Annotated in this window: 14 protein-coding genes and 1 tRNA gene; 7 read left to right on the top strand and 8 right to left on the bottom strand. The window is 68.4% G+C overall.

The window, feature by feature from the left end:
- Positions 1 to 197: 197 nt before the first annotated feature.
- Positions 198 to 665: an Lrp/AsnC family transcriptional regulator gene (locus Q0C57_RS10735; RefSeq protein WP_296576122.1), complete on the bottom strand. Its 468-nt coding sequence runs from the start codon at positions 663 to 665 to the stop codon at positions 198 to 200.
- A 319-nt stretch (positions 666 to 984) separates the two neighbouring features.
- Between Q0C57_RS10735 and Q0C57_RS10730 the strand changes: the two genes are divergently transcribed.
- Positions 985 to 1,758 (top strand): SDR family oxidoreductase, encoded by a 774-nt coding sequence (locus Q0C57_RS10730; RefSeq protein ID WP_296576119.1) that lies wholly within the window; start codon positions 985 to 987, stop codon positions 1,756 to 1,758.
- A gap of 135 nt (positions 1,759 to 1,893) precedes the next feature.
- Positions 1,894 to 3,732 (top strand): YbaL family putative K(+) efflux transporter, encoded by a 1,839-nt coding sequence (gene ybaL / locus Q0C57_RS10725; RefSeq protein ID WP_296576116.1) that lies wholly within the window; start codon positions 1,894 to 1,896, stop codon positions 3,730 to 3,732.
- A gap of 27 nt (positions 3,733 to 3,759) precedes the next feature.
- Here the strand turns inward: ybaL and Q0C57_RS10720 are convergent, their stop codons facing one another.
- Both Q0C57_RS10720 and Q0C57_RS10715 read right to left on the bottom strand, forming a co-directional pair.
- Positions 3,760 to 5,337: an ABC transporter substrate-binding protein gene (locus tag Q0C57_RS10720; RefSeq protein WP_296576113.1), complete on the bottom strand. Its 1,578-nt coding sequence runs from the start codon at positions 5,335 to 5,337 to the stop codon at positions 3,760 to 3,762.
- 104 nt (positions 5,338 to 5,441) lie between these two features.
- Complete coding sequence (locus tag Q0C57_RS10715; RefSeq protein WP_296576109.1) at positions 5,442 to 6,932, bottom strand: amidase; 1,491 nt, start codon at positions 6,930 to 6,932, stop codon at positions 5,442 to 5,444.
- Between the two features lie 206 nt (positions 6,933 to 7,138).
- On the opposite strand from Q0C57_RS10715, the gene Q0C57_RS10710 reads away from it, so the two are divergent.
- Together Q0C57_RS10710 and Q0C57_RS10705 are read left to right on the top strand one after the other, a co-directional pair.
- A complete protein-coding gene (locus Q0C57_RS10710) occupies positions 7,139 to 8,299 on the top strand; it encodes a M20 aminoacylase family protein (RefSeq protein ID WP_296576106.1) in 1,161 nt (386 codons plus the stop codon).
- A 111-nt stretch (positions 8,300 to 8,410) separates the two neighbouring features.
- Positions 8,411 to 9,778 carry a serine hydrolase gene (locus Q0C57_RS10705; protein WP_296576103.1) on the top strand — a complete coding sequence of 456 codons (1,368 nt, stop codon included), beginning with the start codon at positions 8,411 to 8,413 and terminating at the stop codon, positions 9,776 to 9,778.
- A gap of 211 nt (positions 9,779 to 9,989) precedes the next feature.
- Here Q0C57_RS10705 and Q0C57_RS10700 read toward each other — a convergent pair whose 3' ends face one another.
- Positions 9,990 to 10,430, bottom strand: a complete 441-nt coding sequence (locus Q0C57_RS10700) for an SRPBCC domain-containing protein (RefSeq protein WP_296576131.1) — start codon at positions 10,428 to 10,430, stop codon at positions 9,990 to 9,992.
- The gene (locus Q0C57_RS10695; protein WP_296576100.1) at positions 10,337 to 10,804 is read right to left on the bottom strand and encodes a metalloregulator ArsR/SmtB family transcription factor; all 468 of its coding nucleotides are present in this window, start codon (positions 10,802 to 10,804) and stop codon (positions 10,337 to 10,339) included. Before Q0C57_RS10695 ends, Q0C57_RS10700 begins: the two co-directional genes overlap by 94 nt.
- A 204-nt stretch (positions 10,805 to 11,008) precedes the next feature.
- Between Q0C57_RS10695 and Q0C57_RS10690 the strand changes: the two genes are divergently transcribed.
- A tRNA-Ser gene (locus Q0C57_RS10690) sits at positions 11,009 to 11,099 on the top strand.
- A gap of 68 nt (positions 11,100 to 11,167) precedes the next feature.
- On the opposite strand, the gene Q0C57_RS10685 is transcribed toward Q0C57_RS10690, so the two are convergent.
- The 3 genes from Q0C57_RS10685 to Q0C57_RS10675 all read right to left on the bottom strand — a co-directional run bounded on the left by Q0C57_RS10685 (position 11,168) and on the right by Q0C57_RS10675 (position 13,499).
- Entirely contained in the window at positions 11,168 to 11,431 is a 264-nt protein-coding gene (locus tag Q0C57_RS10685; RefSeq protein ID WP_296576098.1) for a hypothetical protein, read from the bottom strand.
- 105 nt (positions 11,432 to 11,536) lie between these two features.
- Positions 11,537 to 11,794 (bottom strand): hypothetical protein, encoded by a 258-nt coding sequence (locus Q0C57_RS10680; protein WP_296576095.1) that lies wholly within the window; start codon positions 11,792 to 11,794, stop codon positions 11,537 to 11,539.
- A 184-nt stretch (positions 11,795 to 11,978) separates the two neighbouring features.
- Positions 11,979 to 13,499: an ATP-binding protein gene (locus Q0C57_RS10675; RefSeq protein WP_296576093.1), complete on the bottom strand. Its 1,521-nt coding sequence runs from the start codon at positions 13,497 to 13,499 to the stop codon at positions 11,979 to 11,981.
- Positions 13,500 to 13,664: 165 nt separating this feature from the next.
- Here Q0C57_RS10675 and Q0C57_RS10670 point away from each other — a divergent pair, with 165 nt between their 5' ends.
- Together Q0C57_RS10670 and Q0C57_RS10665 are read left to right on the top strand one after the other, a co-directional pair.
- Entirely contained in the window at positions 13,665 to 14,963 is a 1,299-nt protein-coding gene (locus Q0C57_RS10670) for an Hsp70 family protein (RefSeq protein ID WP_296576128.1), read from the top strand.
- Between the two features lie 102 nt (positions 14,964 to 15,065).
- Complete coding sequence (locus tag Q0C57_RS10665; RefSeq protein ID WP_296576091.1) at positions 15,066 to 16,016, top strand: NAD(P)-dependent oxidoreductase; 951 nt, start codon at positions 15,066 to 15,068, stop codon at positions 16,014 to 16,016.
- Positions 16,017 to 16,082 lie beyond the last annotated feature (66 nt).

Genomic DNA, 16,082 nt, shown 5'->3' with positions numbered 1-16,082 from the left:
CTCCCACTCGAAATCCGTCAGGTCGTAGCGGCCCATCGTGAAGCTCCCAAAAAGGAGCTTGAATCACGAATGTCCATGTGAGGGAATCCGATGTGGCCGTTTATGGGTTTACGGCCTAGATGTGGCGCCACTTTTACGATAGTGCCGTGAAGGGCTGGTGCCGGCACCGCGGTGGATTAAAAACCTATCACGCCGATTCACCCCTTCGCCGGGACCGGAACTTCATAGGCCGTGGTCGACTTGATCCGCTCCATCGCGAAGCGCGAGGTGACGTTCTTCAGCGGGATCGTGTCGATCAGCCGCTTGTAGAAGGCGTCATAGGCCGCCATGTCGGTGACGACCACGCGCAGCATGTAGTCGACATCGCCGGCCATGCGGTAGAATTCCATCACCTCGGACATGCCCGACACCGTCTCGGCGAAGCGCGCGAGCCATTCGCGGGAATGATCGGCGGTCTCGATGGAGACGAAGACCGTCAGGCCGAGGCCGAGCTTTTCCGGCGAGACCAGCGCGACGCGCTTGATGATATAGCCGGCCGCCTCGAGCTTCTGGATGCGCTTCCAGCAGGGGGTCTGTGACAGGTTGATGCGCGAGGCGAGCTCGGCGATCGAGATCGCCGCATCGTCCTGGAGGAAAGTGAGGATCTTCCGGTCGATGGCATCCATGCTCTTGCCCCCCTGTGGCACCGGGCCCAGGCCGGCCCAGAAAAGAATATTGCTGCCCTCTATTGCAGGGTTCCGGACACTTCACGCAATAATTTTCTCCTTCCGCAACGACATGCGCGCGCGACATGACAGCGTGGCGGGACGCCGCATGGCAACGACCCCGGCCCGCATCCCCTTGCATCGGCGCCGGCCTCCCAGCACCTTGGCTCCCGCGGCCAACCGCCAAGACCGCAGAGGAAATGACCATGTCCACGATCCCGGCCGGCCCGCCCCGGCACCTCTCCCTCATCGCCGTTGCCCTCGCGGGAAGGCCCGCGCGATGACCCAGCCCTCGACATCCCTGTCCCTCGCCGGGCTCAATGCCCTCATCATCGGCGGTTCCAGCGGCATCGGCGAGGCCATCGCCCATGGCTATGCCGAAGCCGGCGCCCGCGTCGCCATCGCCGCCCGCAGCCCGGACAAGCTGCAGGAGGCTGCCGCGCGCCTTGCTGCCGCCTATCCCGGATCGAAGGGCTATGTCGCCGACGTCACCGATGCCGGCCAGCTGCAGGAGCTCGCCGCCACGGTGGCGCGCGATTTCGGACCGGTCGACATCCTCGTGCCGTGCCAGGGCACGACGATCATCAAGCCGACCCTCGATTTCACCCCCGCGGAGATCGACCTGATCTTCCGCACCAACCAGACCAGCGTGTTCTTTGCCTGCACCACCTTCGGCCGGGCCATGGTCGCGCGCGGCAGCGGCGCCATCATCAACATCGCCTCGCTCTCGGCCCATCGCGGCTGGCCCAAGGCCTGTCCCTACGCGATGACCAAACATGCGGTGGTCGGCCTGACACAGACCCTCGCCGCCGAGTGGGCGCCGCAGGGCGTCCGCGTCAATGCCATCTCGCCGGGCTTCTTCATGACCGAACTCAACGCGGCGAAGATGCCCGCCGACCGCAAGGAAAATGCCTTGCGCCGCACCCCCATGGGGCGCTGGGGCCAGACGCGGGAACTGGTCGGCGCGGCGGTCTATCTCGCCTCGCCCGCCGCCAGCTTCGTGACTGGCACGGTCATCGCCGTCGATGGCGGTTATCTCGCCTCGGGGATCTGACCCCCCATTTCGGCATGATTTCGGCCGTTTCCCTGGCGGGGAATGTTGTCTCGCCAGGGCGCAGTCCCCATAATGGTCGGACCGGCGCCTGTAGTCCGGTTCCCAGCCATGATGTTCGAGGATGAAGGCCGCCCGATGCCGCATGACACCCCGCTGATCGCCACCATCGTCGCCGGTCTCGGGCTCGCCTTCATCTTTGGTCTCATCGCCAACCGTCTGAAACTCCCGACGCTGGTCGGCTATCTGCTCGCCGGCATCCTCATCGGGCCGCACACGCCAGGCTTCGTCGCCGACCAGAAGCTCGGCACGGAACTCGCCGAGATGGGCGTCATCCTGCTGATGTTCGGGGTCGGCCTGCATTTCTCGCTCAAGGACCTGCTGTCGGTGCGGGCCATCGCGGTGCCCGGCGCCGTCGTGCAGATGGCGACGGCGACCCTGTTGGGCATGGGCCTCGCCTGGCTGCTCGGCTGGCCCATCGGCGCCGGAATCGTCTTCGGCCTCGCCCTGTCGGTGGCCAGCACGGTGGTGCTTCTCAGGGCCCTGCAGGAGCGCCGCCTCATCGAGACCGAGCGCGGCCGCATCGCGGTCGGCTGGCTCATCGTCGAGGACATTGCCATGGTCCTGGCTCTGGTGCTGCTGCCGGCGCTGGCGGGGATCATGGGCGGGGCGAGCCAGACGAGCGCCGCAAGCGACCCCCTCGTGCAATGGCTCGACCTCGGGGTCGGCGGCGTCATTCTCGTCACCCTGCTGAAGGTGGCCGGTTTCGTCGCGGTGATGCTGGGCCTCGGCCGCAAAGTCATCCCCTGGCTGCTGCACTACGTGGCCCATACCGGGTCGCGCGAACTGTTCCGCCTCGCCGTGCTCGCCATCGCGCTCGGCGTCGCCTTCGGTGCCACCAAGCTCTTCGGCGTCTCCTTCGCACTGGGGGCTTTCTTCGCCGGCATGATCATGAGCGAATCCGAACTCAGCCACCGCGCGGCGGAGGAATCGCTGCCGCTTCGCGACGCCTTCTCGGTGTTGTTCTTCGTCTCCGTCGGCATGCTGTTCAACCCGTGGACGCTCCTGACGGCGGCCTGGCCGATCCTGGCGACGCTTTTCATCATCATCATCGGCAAGTCGCTCGCCGCCTTCCTGATCGTCGTGGCCTTCCGCTATCCCGCCAGCACCGCCCTGACCGTCTCCGCCTCGCTGGCCCAGATCGGCGAATTCTCCTTCATTCTCGCCGAGCTCGGCGTCGGGCTGAAGCTCCTGCCACCGGAAGGCCGCGATCTCATCCTTGCCGGCGCTATCCTGTCCATCATGCTGAACCCGGCGGTCTTCGCCGGCATCGGCTGGCTCAAGCGGCGGCTCGACCTGAATGCGGCGCCCTCCCCCGAGACCTCAGCCAACAGAGAGGCTGCCGCGGCCCCACCCGCAACGCCCCCAGGCACGGATGACGAGGCGCCGCAAAGCACGGGACTGACCGGCCATACGGTCCTCGTCGGCTATGGCCGCGTCGGCAGCCTCGTCGCCGAGGGTCTGCGCGCGAAAGGTTTGCCCTATCTCGTGATCGAGGATGCCACCCGGCCGCAGGCGCGCCTGCGCCACGAGGGCGTCGAAACCATCTCCGGCAACGCCGTGCAGCAGGAGATCCTGACCAGCGCGAACATTGCCGGCGCCCACCGCCTGATCGTTGCCATCCCGAACGCCTTCGAGGCCGGACAGATCGTCGAGACCGCAAAGGCGGCCAACCCGGCCCTCGCCATCATCGCCCGCGCCCATTCCGACGCGGAGGTGGAGCACCTCAAGGGGCTGGGTGCAGGAACCGTGATCATGGGCGAGCGGGAAATCGCACGCGGCATCATCGAAGAAATTCACGGGGCAACCCGGCAGGGAGCGGTGTCTGGCACCACCCATGCCCATGACCTCCCCTTCGTCGCGCTGGACGAGCCCGGGTCCACGGCAGGCGCAGCCGCCCCCAAACCTGCGACGTGACGCCCGGGTCGGTGCGTGCCCGCCGCCTCAGGCGCGCCTGAGGCTCCAGGGATAGGGCGCCGAGCCATGGGCCATGCCGGTGAGCGTCTTGCGATAGGCCGTGCGCAGGGTGAACTGGCCAAGCGGCACCGTTGCGACCTCCTCGAGCGCCAGGCGACCGAGTTCCTTGGCCGCCTTCTGCTGGCCCGCCGTATCGGGGGCGTAGAGCCATTCCTCGGTCAGCGCCTCGGCCTTCGGACTGTCCCACCAGCCGAACCAGCCGCGGGCGCCCTGCCCGCGCACCAGCAGCGATGTGGCGGGCGTGCCCCAGCCGGAAGCCGGGCCCGTCGTGTGGAAGATGCTCCAGCCACCCTTGTCGGTCGCCTCGCGGCTACCGCGGCGCTGGATGACGGTGCCCCAGTCGGTTTCGGCCAGTTCCACGTTCATGCCGATCTTCTGCAGGATATCGGCAGTCACCTGCCCGAGCGGACCGATATCCGGAAAATCGGTCGGGTTGATGATGACGACCTTCTCGCCCGCATAGCCGGACGCCTGGAGGGCCGCCTTGGCCTTGTCGATCGACTGCGGCATCAGGTCCTCCTGCTCGCCGCTGTAATAGGGCGTTCCTTGCGGCCAGAGGCTCCGGCAGACCGTCCAGGCCGAGGTGTCGTTGCCTTGCGACCCCCGCATATAGTCTTCCTGCATCGCCGCCATCCTGACGGCCTGGCGCACCTTCACATTGTTGAAGGGGGCCTGCAGGTGGTTGAGGCGCATGATGGCGAGGCGGCCCGACGGATCGGTCACCTCGCGGGTGATGTCGCGCGAACGGGCAAGCAGCGGCTGCAGGTCGGCGGGCGGGCGCTCCCACCAGTCCATCTCGCCTCGGACAATCGCATTGGCGGCCGTCGAGGGATCGGGGAGGATGTGCCATTCGATGCGCGGGAAATGGGCGACCTTGGCGCCGGCCCCGCGGCTGGCGGCCTCCTGGCGCGGCACATAGCCGTCGAACTTCTCGTAGACCACGCGGCTGCCGGAATTGTACTCGCCGGCGAGGAAGCGATAGGGGCCAGAGCCGATCATCTCGGTGACCTGCCGGGTGGCTTCCGTCTTGGCATGACGCTCGGGCATGATGAAGGCTGGCGTATCGGGCTTGCCGAGCGCGTCGAGCAGAAGCGGGAACGGCCGCTTCAGCTTCAGGTCGAATGTACGGTCGTCGACCACCTGCCAGCTGTCGATGACCCGCGCGACCAGCTGGCCGAAGGAATCGCGCTGCGTCCAGCGCATGATCGAGGCGATGCAATCCTGCGCCCGAACCGCCTCACCGTCATGGAACTTCAGGCCGGCCCGCAGCTTGAAGCGCCAGCGCAGCCCGTTGTCGAGCACCTCTTGCCCCTCGGCCATCTGCGGCCGCGCGACGAAGTCCATGTCGGACGCATAGAGCGTGTCATAGACGTAGTAGCCGTGGTTGTTGGTGACGGTCGCGGTCGTCCAGATCGGATCGAGCGAGGACAGGTTCGCCTGGGGAATGAACCGCATGGTGGACGCGCGCCAGTCCTGTGCCAGGGCCGGTGCGGCCACCAGCGAGACGGCAGCCGCCTTCAGCAGCGATCGTCGATCGATTCCCATGGACACTTCTCCCCTTGCAATCGGCGCGCCCTTCAACCGGGCCTAGCCTGCGACATCGTGGCGCGGCCGGAGGCCCATGGCAATCCCGGCCGCGCATGGGCCCGTCAGTCGAAGCCGAGGAAACCCGGCATGGCGCTGATCGGCGGCGCGGTGGCCAGCCTGGCAAGATCGGGAACGGGACGGGCGGTCCTGGCATCGCCGGCCAATTCGCGCTCCAGCGCCGCCGCCACGGCGAGAACCTTGGCGTCGCCACCGCGCGGCCCGACGATCTGCAGCCCGAAGGGCATGCCCGCGTGGTCGAGGCCCACCGGCAGCGACAGGGCGGGATGGCCGACATTGGTCACTGCGTAGGCATTGGCGAGCCAGTGGAAATAGCTGCGCGTCGGCTGGCCGTCGATCTCGGCGGGGTAGAGTTCCGACCAGGGCCGCGGGCTCAGCGTCACGGCGGGAGACAGGATCACGTCATAGCGGTCGAAGAACCGCTGCCAGTTCTTGTAGAGGATGGTCTGCTGTTTCAGCGCCCGGGTCACGTCGAGCGCCGAATAGGTCAGCCCCTCCTCGACATTGGTGCGCACATTGGGGCCGACGAGCTCGGGCGTGTCGCGCACCCGCTCATACATGCCGGCCATGAAGGCGACCGACCGCAGCACCTCGAAGGTCTCGTCCGTGCCGGTGCAATCCGGTGTCGCCTCCTCGACCCCGGCGAAGAGGTGGCCGAAGAGCGCGACCTTCTCGGCGAAGACGGCGCGGATGTGCCTCTCGGTGGGGCTGAAGCCGAAATCGGGCGTCACGGCGACCCGCAAGCCCGCGAGGTCGATCTCCGCCGGCATGGCGAAATCCTCGGCCCGGCGCACGGTGCGGCCGTGGATGGTCGTCGCCAGCGGATCGCAGGCATCGTCCGAGACCATGGTGGACAGGAGCAGGCAGAGATCCGGCACGGTGCGGGCCATCGGCCCGAGCACGCTGAGCGGGTTCCAGCCGAGCGGCCGCTTGTCGCTCGGCACGAGCCCCGGCGACGGGCGGAAGCCGACAATGCCGTTGAAGGCGGCGGGATTGCGCAGCGAGCCGCCGGTATCCGATCCCGTGGCGATCGGCACCATGCCGCAGGCAAGCGCGACGCCGGAACCGCCGGATGAACCGGCCGCCGAGCGGGTGGGATCGAAGGGATTGCCGGTCGCGCCATAGACGGAATTGCGGGTATTGGCGCCGGCGCCCCATTCCGGCGTGTTGGTCTTGCCGAGAACGATAGCGCCGGCATCCCTGACCGACTTGACGATGAGCTGGTCTTCATCCGGCACGAAATCCTTGAAGATCAGGCTGCCATAGGTCGTCCTGAGACCCTTGGTGTTCTCCAGGTCCTTCACGCCCACCGGCAGGCCGTGGAGAGCGCCGAGAGCATCGCCCCGCGCCACGGCCGCGTCGGCGGCCTTGGCGGCGGCGCGCGCTGCGGCATCATCCCGCGCCACCATGGAGTTTACTGCCGGATCGACGGCGTCGGTGCGCGCGATACAGCTCTCGACGAGCTCGGTGGCGGAGAGCTTCTTGGCACCGATCAGGCGGCGCGCTTCGACGGCGGAGAGATCACAGGGGTGCATGAAAGACTGTCTCGGACATGGAAGGTGGCAACGGCCCATCCTTGGCCGCGGGACCGCCGCCATGCAATCGGGCGGCCCGACCGGCATGGCTGCCGCGCAAGGATCGCGGGCGGCACCGGCAATGCCCGCATGGCCGTCGGCACCGCGCGCGGCTATGGTCGCGCCCTGGCCACGTGCCGAACCGTTCCGAGCCCTGAGAGCCTGCCATGCCGATCCCCGAGAAGATCACCGCCCTCGCCCCCGAGATGACCGCCTGGCGGCACGACTTTCACGCCCATCCGGAAATCGGCTTCGAGGAGACGCGCACCTCCGAGATCGTCGCCAAAGCGCTGGAGGGCTGGGGCTACGAGGTCCACCGCCATGTCGGCAAGACCGGTGTCGTCGGCCGCCTGAAGGTCGGCACGTCGCCCCGCTCCGTCGGCCTGCGCTGTGACATGGACGCGCTGCCGATGCACGAGATCACCCAGCTCGCCTATCGCTCGAAATTCGAGAACCGCATGCATGCCTGCGGCCATGACGGCCACACCGCCAGCATGCTGGGGGCTGCCAAATATCTCGCCGAGACGAAGAATTTCGACGGTACGGTGACGCTCATCTTCCAGCCGGCCGAGGAAGGCGTCGGCGGTGCCCGCGCCATGCTGGCCGATGGCCTGTTCGAGCGCTTCCCCTGCGACGCCGTCTTCGGCTTTCACAACACGCCGAAACTCGACGTCGGCAAATTCGCCATCCGGCCCGGCTACATGATGGCAGGCGGCGCCTTCTTCGACATCAAGGTGCAGGGCCGCGGCTCCCATGGCGCCCATCCCGAACACTCCATCGACCCGGTGCTCACTGCCTGCCAGATCGTCACGGCCCTGCAGTCCATCGTCGCCCGCAATATCGGCGCCGTCGACCAGGGCGTCATCTCGGTGACGCGGATCGAGGGCGGCGATGCCTATAATGTCGTGCCCGACACGGCCTGGATCCGCGGCACCGCCCGCTATTTCAAGCCGGAGGTCGGCCAGCTGCTCGAGGAGAACATGAAGCGGATGGCCAAGGGCGTCGCAGCGGGCTTTGGCGCCACCGCCGAGGTCGACTGGCGCCTCATTTTCGCGCCGCTTTACAACACGCCGGACCATGCCGCCTTCGCCGCCGACGTGGCGGCCGAGCTCGTCGGGGACGCCCAGGTCAATCGCGATGGCGGGCTCAAGATGGGCTCCGAGGACTTCTCCTTCATGCTGGAGAAGGTGCCCGGCGCCTATATCAACATCGGCAACGGCGATTCCGCCCAGGTCCACAACCCCGCCTATGACTTCAACGACAAGCTGCTGCCCTATGCCGCCGCCTTCTATGCGCGCGTCGTGGAGAAGAAGCTCGCCGCTGCCTGACCGACCCGCCTCCGGGAGGTCGCCCTTTCACCATCCGGCGATCTCCCGCTTTCCCCCTGTCGCAGCGCCGTGCCAAAGTCCGGCCGTCATGCATTGCAAGGGGTGGGAACCATGGACGCCTGGCTGAGGGCTGCGCTCGACTACGTGCCGCGCTGGATCGATTTTCAGGTCCAGCACGTCGACCAGCCCGGCTGTTCCATCGCCGTCGCCCACCGGGGCGACATCGTTCTGGAGGAGGCCTTCGGCACAGCCGACCTGTCCACCGGCGAGGCGCTGACCCCGCGCCACCGTTTCCGTGTCGCCTCCCATTCCAAGACCTTCACCGCCGCCGCCATCCTCAAGCTCAAGGACCGGGGCCTTCTGCGCCTCGATGATGCCGCCGGCACCTTCGTCCAGGGCCTGCACGAAGAGGCGGCCGCCGCGACCCTGCAGCAGCTTCTCTCCCACAGCGCCGGCTATGTCCGCGACGGCGCCGATGCCGGCTATTTCGGCGACCTCAGGCCCTTCCTCACCGCCGCGCAACTGCGCGAGGAACTGGCGCTGCCCCCGCCCCTGCCGGCAGGCCAGCGGTTCAAATATTCCAACCACGGCTACGGCATTCTCGGCCTCGTCATCGAGGCGGTGACCGGCGAGCACTACCGCGACTGGATCATGCGCGAGATCGTGGCACCGGCCGGGCTGACAGAGACCTATGCCGATATCGGGCTGATGACCGCCGGCACGCTGGCCAGCGGCCATTCGACCCGCCTGCCCTTCGGCAAGCGCCTGGTCATCCCCGGCAATGCCCCGACCGCCGACCTCGCCTCCGCCACCGGCTTCGTCTCCACGGCCGCCGACCTCGCGCGGTTCTTCTCCCAGCTCGCGCCCGCCTCGCCCGCGGCGCTGCTCTCCGCCGCCGCCCGTCGCGACATGACGCGACGCCACTGGCGCGACAGCGAATCGATGCTGGAGCGCTACTATGGGCTCGGCACGATCTCTGGCTCGCTGGCCGGCTGGGACTGGTTCGGCCATTCCGGTTCCTTCGCCGGCACGCTGTCGCGCACGGCCGTCTTCCCCGGCCAGGATCTCGCCATCTCCGTCCTGACCAATGCCATCGACGGCCCGGCCCAGGCCTTCGTCGACGGCATCGCCCATATCCTCAAGGCCTTCGAGAAGAGCGGGCCGCCGACGGAGGAGGTCGCTGACTGGGCGGGGCGCTGGTGGACGCTCTGGGGCGCCGTCGATCTGGTCCCCGTCGGCGACAAGGTCCTCGCCTCGCCGCCGGCGCTCACCCCCCCGCTCGCCGAGGTCAGCGAAATCACCGTCACCGGTCTCGACGCCGGGCTGATCACCTGCGCGCCCGGCTTCAGCCAGGCCGGCGAGGTTGCCACGCGGATGCGGGATGCCGACGGCGAGGTCAGTGCGATCTGGCTCGGCGGCGTCCGCCTGATCGGTGAATTCGCCTTCGCCGAGGAGGCCGGCACCCGCTACGGCGGATGACGCTGCCGCCCGCGCCTGACCGCCAAAATGTGGCAAGAATGACAGGAATTACGTCCTATCAGTCCGCTGCAACCGCTTCGCGCTCCGGTTGCATGCGGACAAGAGACGACGGCCCCCCTTCCGGCAGGGACACTCCTCCGGAGGACCGCCGCAGAGCCACTCCCTGGCTCCGGCATGGCGTCGGAATGCGCGGCCGGAACGCCCGTGTGGCTCAGACCGCCCTTGCGAAATGGGCTTCCAGTTTGTTGAGAGACGCGGTCCAGCCACGCGTATGGCTGAGGCGAGCCGCCTGGTCGGAGAATTGCTCGTGGACGAGGGTGAGCATGCAGCCCTCACCGTCCGGCCGGCAGCGGACCGTCACCCGCGACACCCGTTCCGGCGTCGACTTCCAGAACCAGGAAAAGACCAGCGTCTCACCCGGGACCACCTCCTGATAGGTGCCGTGGACGTCATGGCGCTCGCCCGCATAGGCGAAGCCGATGTGGAAATCACCGCCCACCCTCACGTCCATATCCGCGACGATCACGTCGTCCGGCGTGCCCGGCCCCCACCATTGTGCTAGCTTTTCGGGGTCCGTCCACGCCGCGTAGACGCGGGCAGGCGCGGCGTTGAACCAGCGCCGGAGGGTGAGGCTCGGCTTGGCGGCGACGATGGCGGCGCCGCCGGCGCTGTGGATGGGCCGTGACTGGGCGGACATGTCTCTTCCTCCAGGAAGGCTTCCAACCGGTCGAGCCGGCCGGTCCAGAAGATCTGGTAGTGGGCGAGCCAGTTGACCGCCTCCTCCATCGGCGCGGCGTTCAGCCGGCAGAGCACGGTCCGCCCCGCCTTGGTGCGGGTGACGAGGTCGGCCTCCGCCAGCACGTCGAGATGTTTCATCACCGCCGGCAGAGACATCGCAAACGGCCGCGCGAGATCGCTGACCGACATCTCCGCGCTGGAGGCGAGCTGGGCCAGCAGGGCGCGCCGCGTCGGATCGGCGAGAGCCTGGAAGGTGCGACTGAGCGGTAGCCCCTGATGCTTAACCATCGAGTTAAGCGTTAGGGCGACGGAGCAACGCTGTCAAGCGGGAAGCATCAGGCCGCCCCGTGCGGCGCGGAATCCGTTGCGGCGGCGGCGCCGAGCTGTCGCGACAGCGCGATGAGGCGGGGGATGGCGGGCCCGCGCCTGTCCACAAGACCATGCTGCCCGCCTTGCAAATCACCGGCGGCGCGGGCATAGAAGCCCCCTAACGGAGACGTGGCCGAGCGGCTGAAGGCACTCGTTTGCTAAATGAGCATACCCCAAAAGGGTATCGAGGGTTCGAATCCCTCCGTCTCCGCCATCAAACGCGTCACGTAGCGAACCGCGGTGGCGCGTCTAATCGTTTCACAAAGGACGCTGCAGTCGGTGTTACGGACGATGCTCGTCTGAACGCGGCCTCTGCAACATACGCGTGATCCACAGAACGGCTCTCCACAGGACGCCGCATCCCAGAGCCGTTGCACCGGTGAGCATGATCCTGTCGGCCATGCGCGTGTGAAAAAGCCAGCGCTCCTGCATTTCGGGAGTTGTATCCTGATAGGGCAGACCAGCAAACGACAGGCCGTACACGAACCCGCAGACCACCAACGCGGCACCGGACACGAACAGGAATCCTGAGATCGTCGGTCTCATTGTCTGTCCATAGCAGCCCAGTTCAGGATACCAAAGCCCCAAACAGCCCAGAGCCCCAGCCGGGGGGCTGGGGCTGTGGGGACCGCGGCGGATGGGGCGTCGCGCTTACTCGCAGACGCGGACGGTGCGGCGCTCCATGCCATAGGGGCCCTCGACCCAGCGACGCATGGTAAAGCACTCGCGCACCTCATAGGCCCGGGCGCGGCTGGAGGCGGCGACGGCGCTGCCGACGATGAGGCCGACGGCCAGGGCGCCGATGCCAAGGGCGGCGTTGCGCGAGCGGGCCTCGGCCGGGGGGGCCATGGCAAGCGACAGGGTGGCGGCGGCGACGGCGGCGAGAGCGAAGGTCTTAATGCGGGTCATGATCGTATTCCCTTTGGTTTGAAAGGGGCGTCTCTCGCCCCGGTGATCAAACCCTAGGCCACCGCGCCAACCCGCGATGTTCCCGCCGGAACAGGGGCACGATTTTCTGAAGATCAAGGGCTGGCGAGGGCGGCACCTGCCCCGGACAGCGCCGGTGCCGAGCGCCGGAGGGCCCGACGCCCGGCTACTCCGCCGCCGAGGGCAGGTCTTGCGAGACATCCACGGGGCCGGCCGGATCACCGGGTGCCGTCTCGCATGCGAGGTCGGGAGACGCGACGATGCGCCGGCCGCGGAAATCCGTGCGCATGACGAACAGGCCCCGCTCCTCGAAATAGGCAATGAGCCGCCGGGCGCGGCTCGGCGAATGGCTGCCATAGACACGGGCGATGGTGGCGTCCGACGGGCAAGGCGCCCCCGTCAGCGCGGCGCGGGCGATGACCAGGAACACCCCCTGAAGGTCGTCCGGCAGGCCGGCCGAGAGGGTCACCGCCTGGCTCCAGCCCTCCTCGCCCTCGCGCGTCATGTCGACGCCGGCCCGCGCCACGGCGAAGCGGCGGCGGAAATCGGCGAGGGTCAGCGGTTCGCCCGGCACGCGGCGGATGCGGCAGCGCACGAGGAAGTCCTGGTAGAGCACCGCCACCGTCCGGAAAGCGGCATCGGGATCGGCGAGGATCTCGCGCAGCACCTCGTCGATCCGCGCCGCATGGTCGGCTTCGGCAATGACCGGCAGCAGCGGCTCTGCCGGCTCCTCCGCCTTCGGCCGTGCCTGGGCGAGCTGGGTCAGGATGTCGGCAGTGGACACCGGCGGCGGGGGCGGTGGCCGGCGCGGGGGCATCGCCCTGACCTCGTCGGCCCCGGGGGTGAAGATCAGGTCACGCGCATCCGCCGGCGCCGGTGCCTCCGGCAGCGGCGTCAGCTTCGGACTGGTCGAGCGGGCGGCGGTCTCCACCGGCCCGATCGTCACCGGCAGCGGCCGACGCGACAGGGCGGGCCCGAGGGCGACGAAATGGCCGCGCGCCAGATCACGGAACATCTCCGACTGCCGGCGGTCCATGCCGAGAAGGTCGGCGGCCCGGGCCATGTCGATGTCGAGAAAGGTGCGGCCCATCAGGAAGTTCGAGGCCTCCGCCGCGACGTTCTTGGCGAGCTTGGCGAGCCGCTGGGTGGCGATGACGCCGGCAAGGCCGCGCTTGCGGCCGCGGCACATCAGATTGGTCATGGCGCCGAGCGACAGTTTGCGCGCCTCGTCGGATACCTCGCCGGCCACTGCCGGAGCGAAGAGCTGCGCCTCGTCGACAACAACCAGCACCGGGTACCAATGGTCGCGGTCGGCGTCGAAGAGCCCGCCGAGGAAGGCCGCCGCGCAGCGCATCTGCTGCTCGACATCGAGGCCTTCGAGGTTGAGGACGACAGAGACGCGGTGCTGGCGGATACGTGCGGCAATGCGGGTGAGTTCGGCCTCGCTGCGCTCGGCATCGACCACGACATGGCCGTAGCGGTCGGCGAGCGTGACGAAATCGCCCTCCGGATCGATGACGCATTGCTGCACCCAGGGCGCACTCTGTTCCAGCAGCCGCCGCAGGAGGTGCGACTTGCCCGAGCCGGAATTGCCCTGCACCAGCAGGCGGGTCGCCAGCAACTCCTCAAGATCGAGCGTGGCCGCCTTCCCGCCGGACTGCGACCCCATGTCGATATCGACTTTCATCCCGACTCAGGAACCCTCATCCACTGCGCCGGCTGTCCTAGCATCCCTGCGCGGCGCGCGCCTCCTTCCGTCCACAAAACCCACAGGAAGCACGCGGGCACTGGCCGGCGCGCCCGCAATGGGCTATGCCCCGCCGCTTTCCGCAGGAAGGCTCCGCCCGTGGCAATGCCCGCCCCCCTCTCCATCGGCATCGACTTCGGCACGACCAATACCGTCGTGGCCCTGGCCGACGAGGACGGCCTGGCCGAGGCCGTGACCTTCCACCACGACGGCGTGACGCTGAAGGGCTTCGTCACGGCGCTGTGCTACTGGCAGGAGCGCGCCGGAGGCAGGCTGACGAACCGGGTCGAAGGCGGGCCCTTCGCCATGGACCAGCTCATGGCGGGCGGCGGCGCGCAGCGCTTCATCCAGTCCTTCAAGAGCTTCGCCGCCAGCGCCAGTTTCAGGGAGACGCGGATCTTCGGCCAGACCACACGCTTCGAGGACCTGCTCGTCGCCTTCATCCAGACGCTCAGGCGCCACGCCGACCGCGACCTCGACTGGTCCGGCGCCCGGGTGCAGATCGGCCGCCCCGTCCGCTTCGCCGGCGGCAATCCGGACGACGCCCTCGCCATGCAGCGCTACCGCGATGCTTTCGGCCGCCTCGGCCTGAGAGATGCGCATTATGTCTACGAGCCGGTCGGTGCCGCCTTCTTCTATGCTCGCGCCCTCGACCGCGACGCCACCGTGCTGGTCGCCGATTTCGGCGGCGGCACCTCCGACTTCTCGGTCATGCGCTTCGCCAGGCGGGACGGCCGCCTGACCGCCACGCCACTTTCCCATGCCGGCATCGGCATCGCCGGGGACAGTTTCGACTACCGGATCGTCGACCACATGGTCTCGCCAGCCCTCGGCAAGGGCTCGAACTACCGCTCGCTCGACAAGCTCCTGACGGTGCCGAACCGCTACTATGCCAATCTCGCCCGCTGGCATCAGCTTGCCATGATGAAGTCGAACGGCGACCTCGCCGGCCTGCGCGACCTCGCGAAGGTCGCTGTGGAGCCGGATAGGCTGCTCCGTTTCATCGACATCATCGACTATGATCTGGGCCTCGCCCTGTACCGGGCGGTCTCGGAGGCGAAGGTCACGCTGTCCGCCGCCGCCGAGGCCGAGTTCCGCTTCATCGTCGAGGACGTCGCCATCACCGGCCGCATCACCCGGGCCGACTTCGAATGCTGGATCGCCGGGGACGTCGCGCGGATCGGTGCCACTGTCGACGAGGCGCTCGCCCGGGCCGGCATTCGGGAGAACGAGATCGACCAGGTCTTCCTCACCGGCGGCACCTCCTTCGTTCCCGCGATACGTCGCCTCTTCACCGACCGCTTCGACGCGGACAGGCTCACCAACGGCGACCAGTTCGAATCGATCGCTTACGGCCTCGCCCTGATCGGCCGCGACCCGGACGCCGGGCGCTGGGCCGCCTGAGGCCCCGCGGAGCGAATGCCCGACCCGCGTGCCGGGACCCTTAACGCCGGAGCCCGTCCTGCGGCATCATCGCGAAGCCGGCATCGTCAGGAAGGGCGCAGCGTGACCATTCTCATCACTGGAGGTACCGGCTTCGTCGGCGCCGCGACCGTCGACCACCTGGCCGCGGCCGGCGAGGAGGTCGTGGTCCTCGCCGCCCATGCGCCAGAGCCCGGCTGGCTACCGGACGGCGTCGCCGTCAGCATCGGCGATGTCAGGGACGGCGACGGCCTGCGCGCCCTGATGAGCGCCCATCGCTTCTCGGCGGTCATCCATGCCGCTGCCATCACCGCCGGCCCCGACATGGAACGCGCCCATCCCGAGCGGATCGTCTCGGTCAATGTCGGCGGCACCGCTGCCGTGATGCGGGCGGCTGCCGAGGCGGGCTGCCCGCGCGTCGTCATTGCCTCCTCGGCGAGCGTCTACCCCCTCGCCAAGGCCGACGACGCGCGCTTCCGGGCCGATGTCGACCCGCCAGCCCCGGCGGCCCTCTACGGCCTGACCAAGAAGATGACCGAGGATGTCGCCATCCGTCTCGGTGCGGTCTATGGCATCGCGACGCCGATCCTGCGCATTGCCGGGGTCTACGGCCCCTTCGAGCGCGATACCGGCGTCCGCGAAATCCTGTCGGCGCCGGCCCAGGTCATCGCCGATGCCCAGGCCGGGCGGCCGACGCGCCTCTCGCGCCCGGGCTATGCCGGCTGGCTCTATTCCAGGGATGCGGCGGCGGGCCTGGCCACCCTCGCCACTGCCGGGTTCGACCAGCCGGCGCCGATCTTCGATCTGGGGGGGCCGGAAGTGTTCTCGGTGGAAGCCTTCTGCGCCGCCATCGCGCCGGCCTTTCCAGGCTGGAGCCATGGCGTCGACGCGGCCGCACCGACCGTGCGCTACCAGATCCCTGCCGACCGTCCCGGCAGTGATTTCGAGCGCCTGAAGGCCGCGACCGGCTTTGCCCCGCGCTTCGGCCTGGCGCAGGCAGCCGCCGATTATCTCGCCTGGGCCGGTCGCGGCTGATCCGCCAGCCGAGACGGGTATCCCGCTGGGGCAGCCATGCGCCCGGCGGGTTTGACCGCGGCGGAG

This window comes from Phreatobacter sp., assembly GCF_022843985.1.
GTDB lineage: Bacteria > Pseudomonadota > Alphaproteobacteria > Rhizobiales > Phreatobacteraceae > Phreatobacter.
The sequence above is the reverse complement of the archived record's forward strand: the minus strand, read 5'-3'. Positions and strand labels throughout refer to the sequence as shown.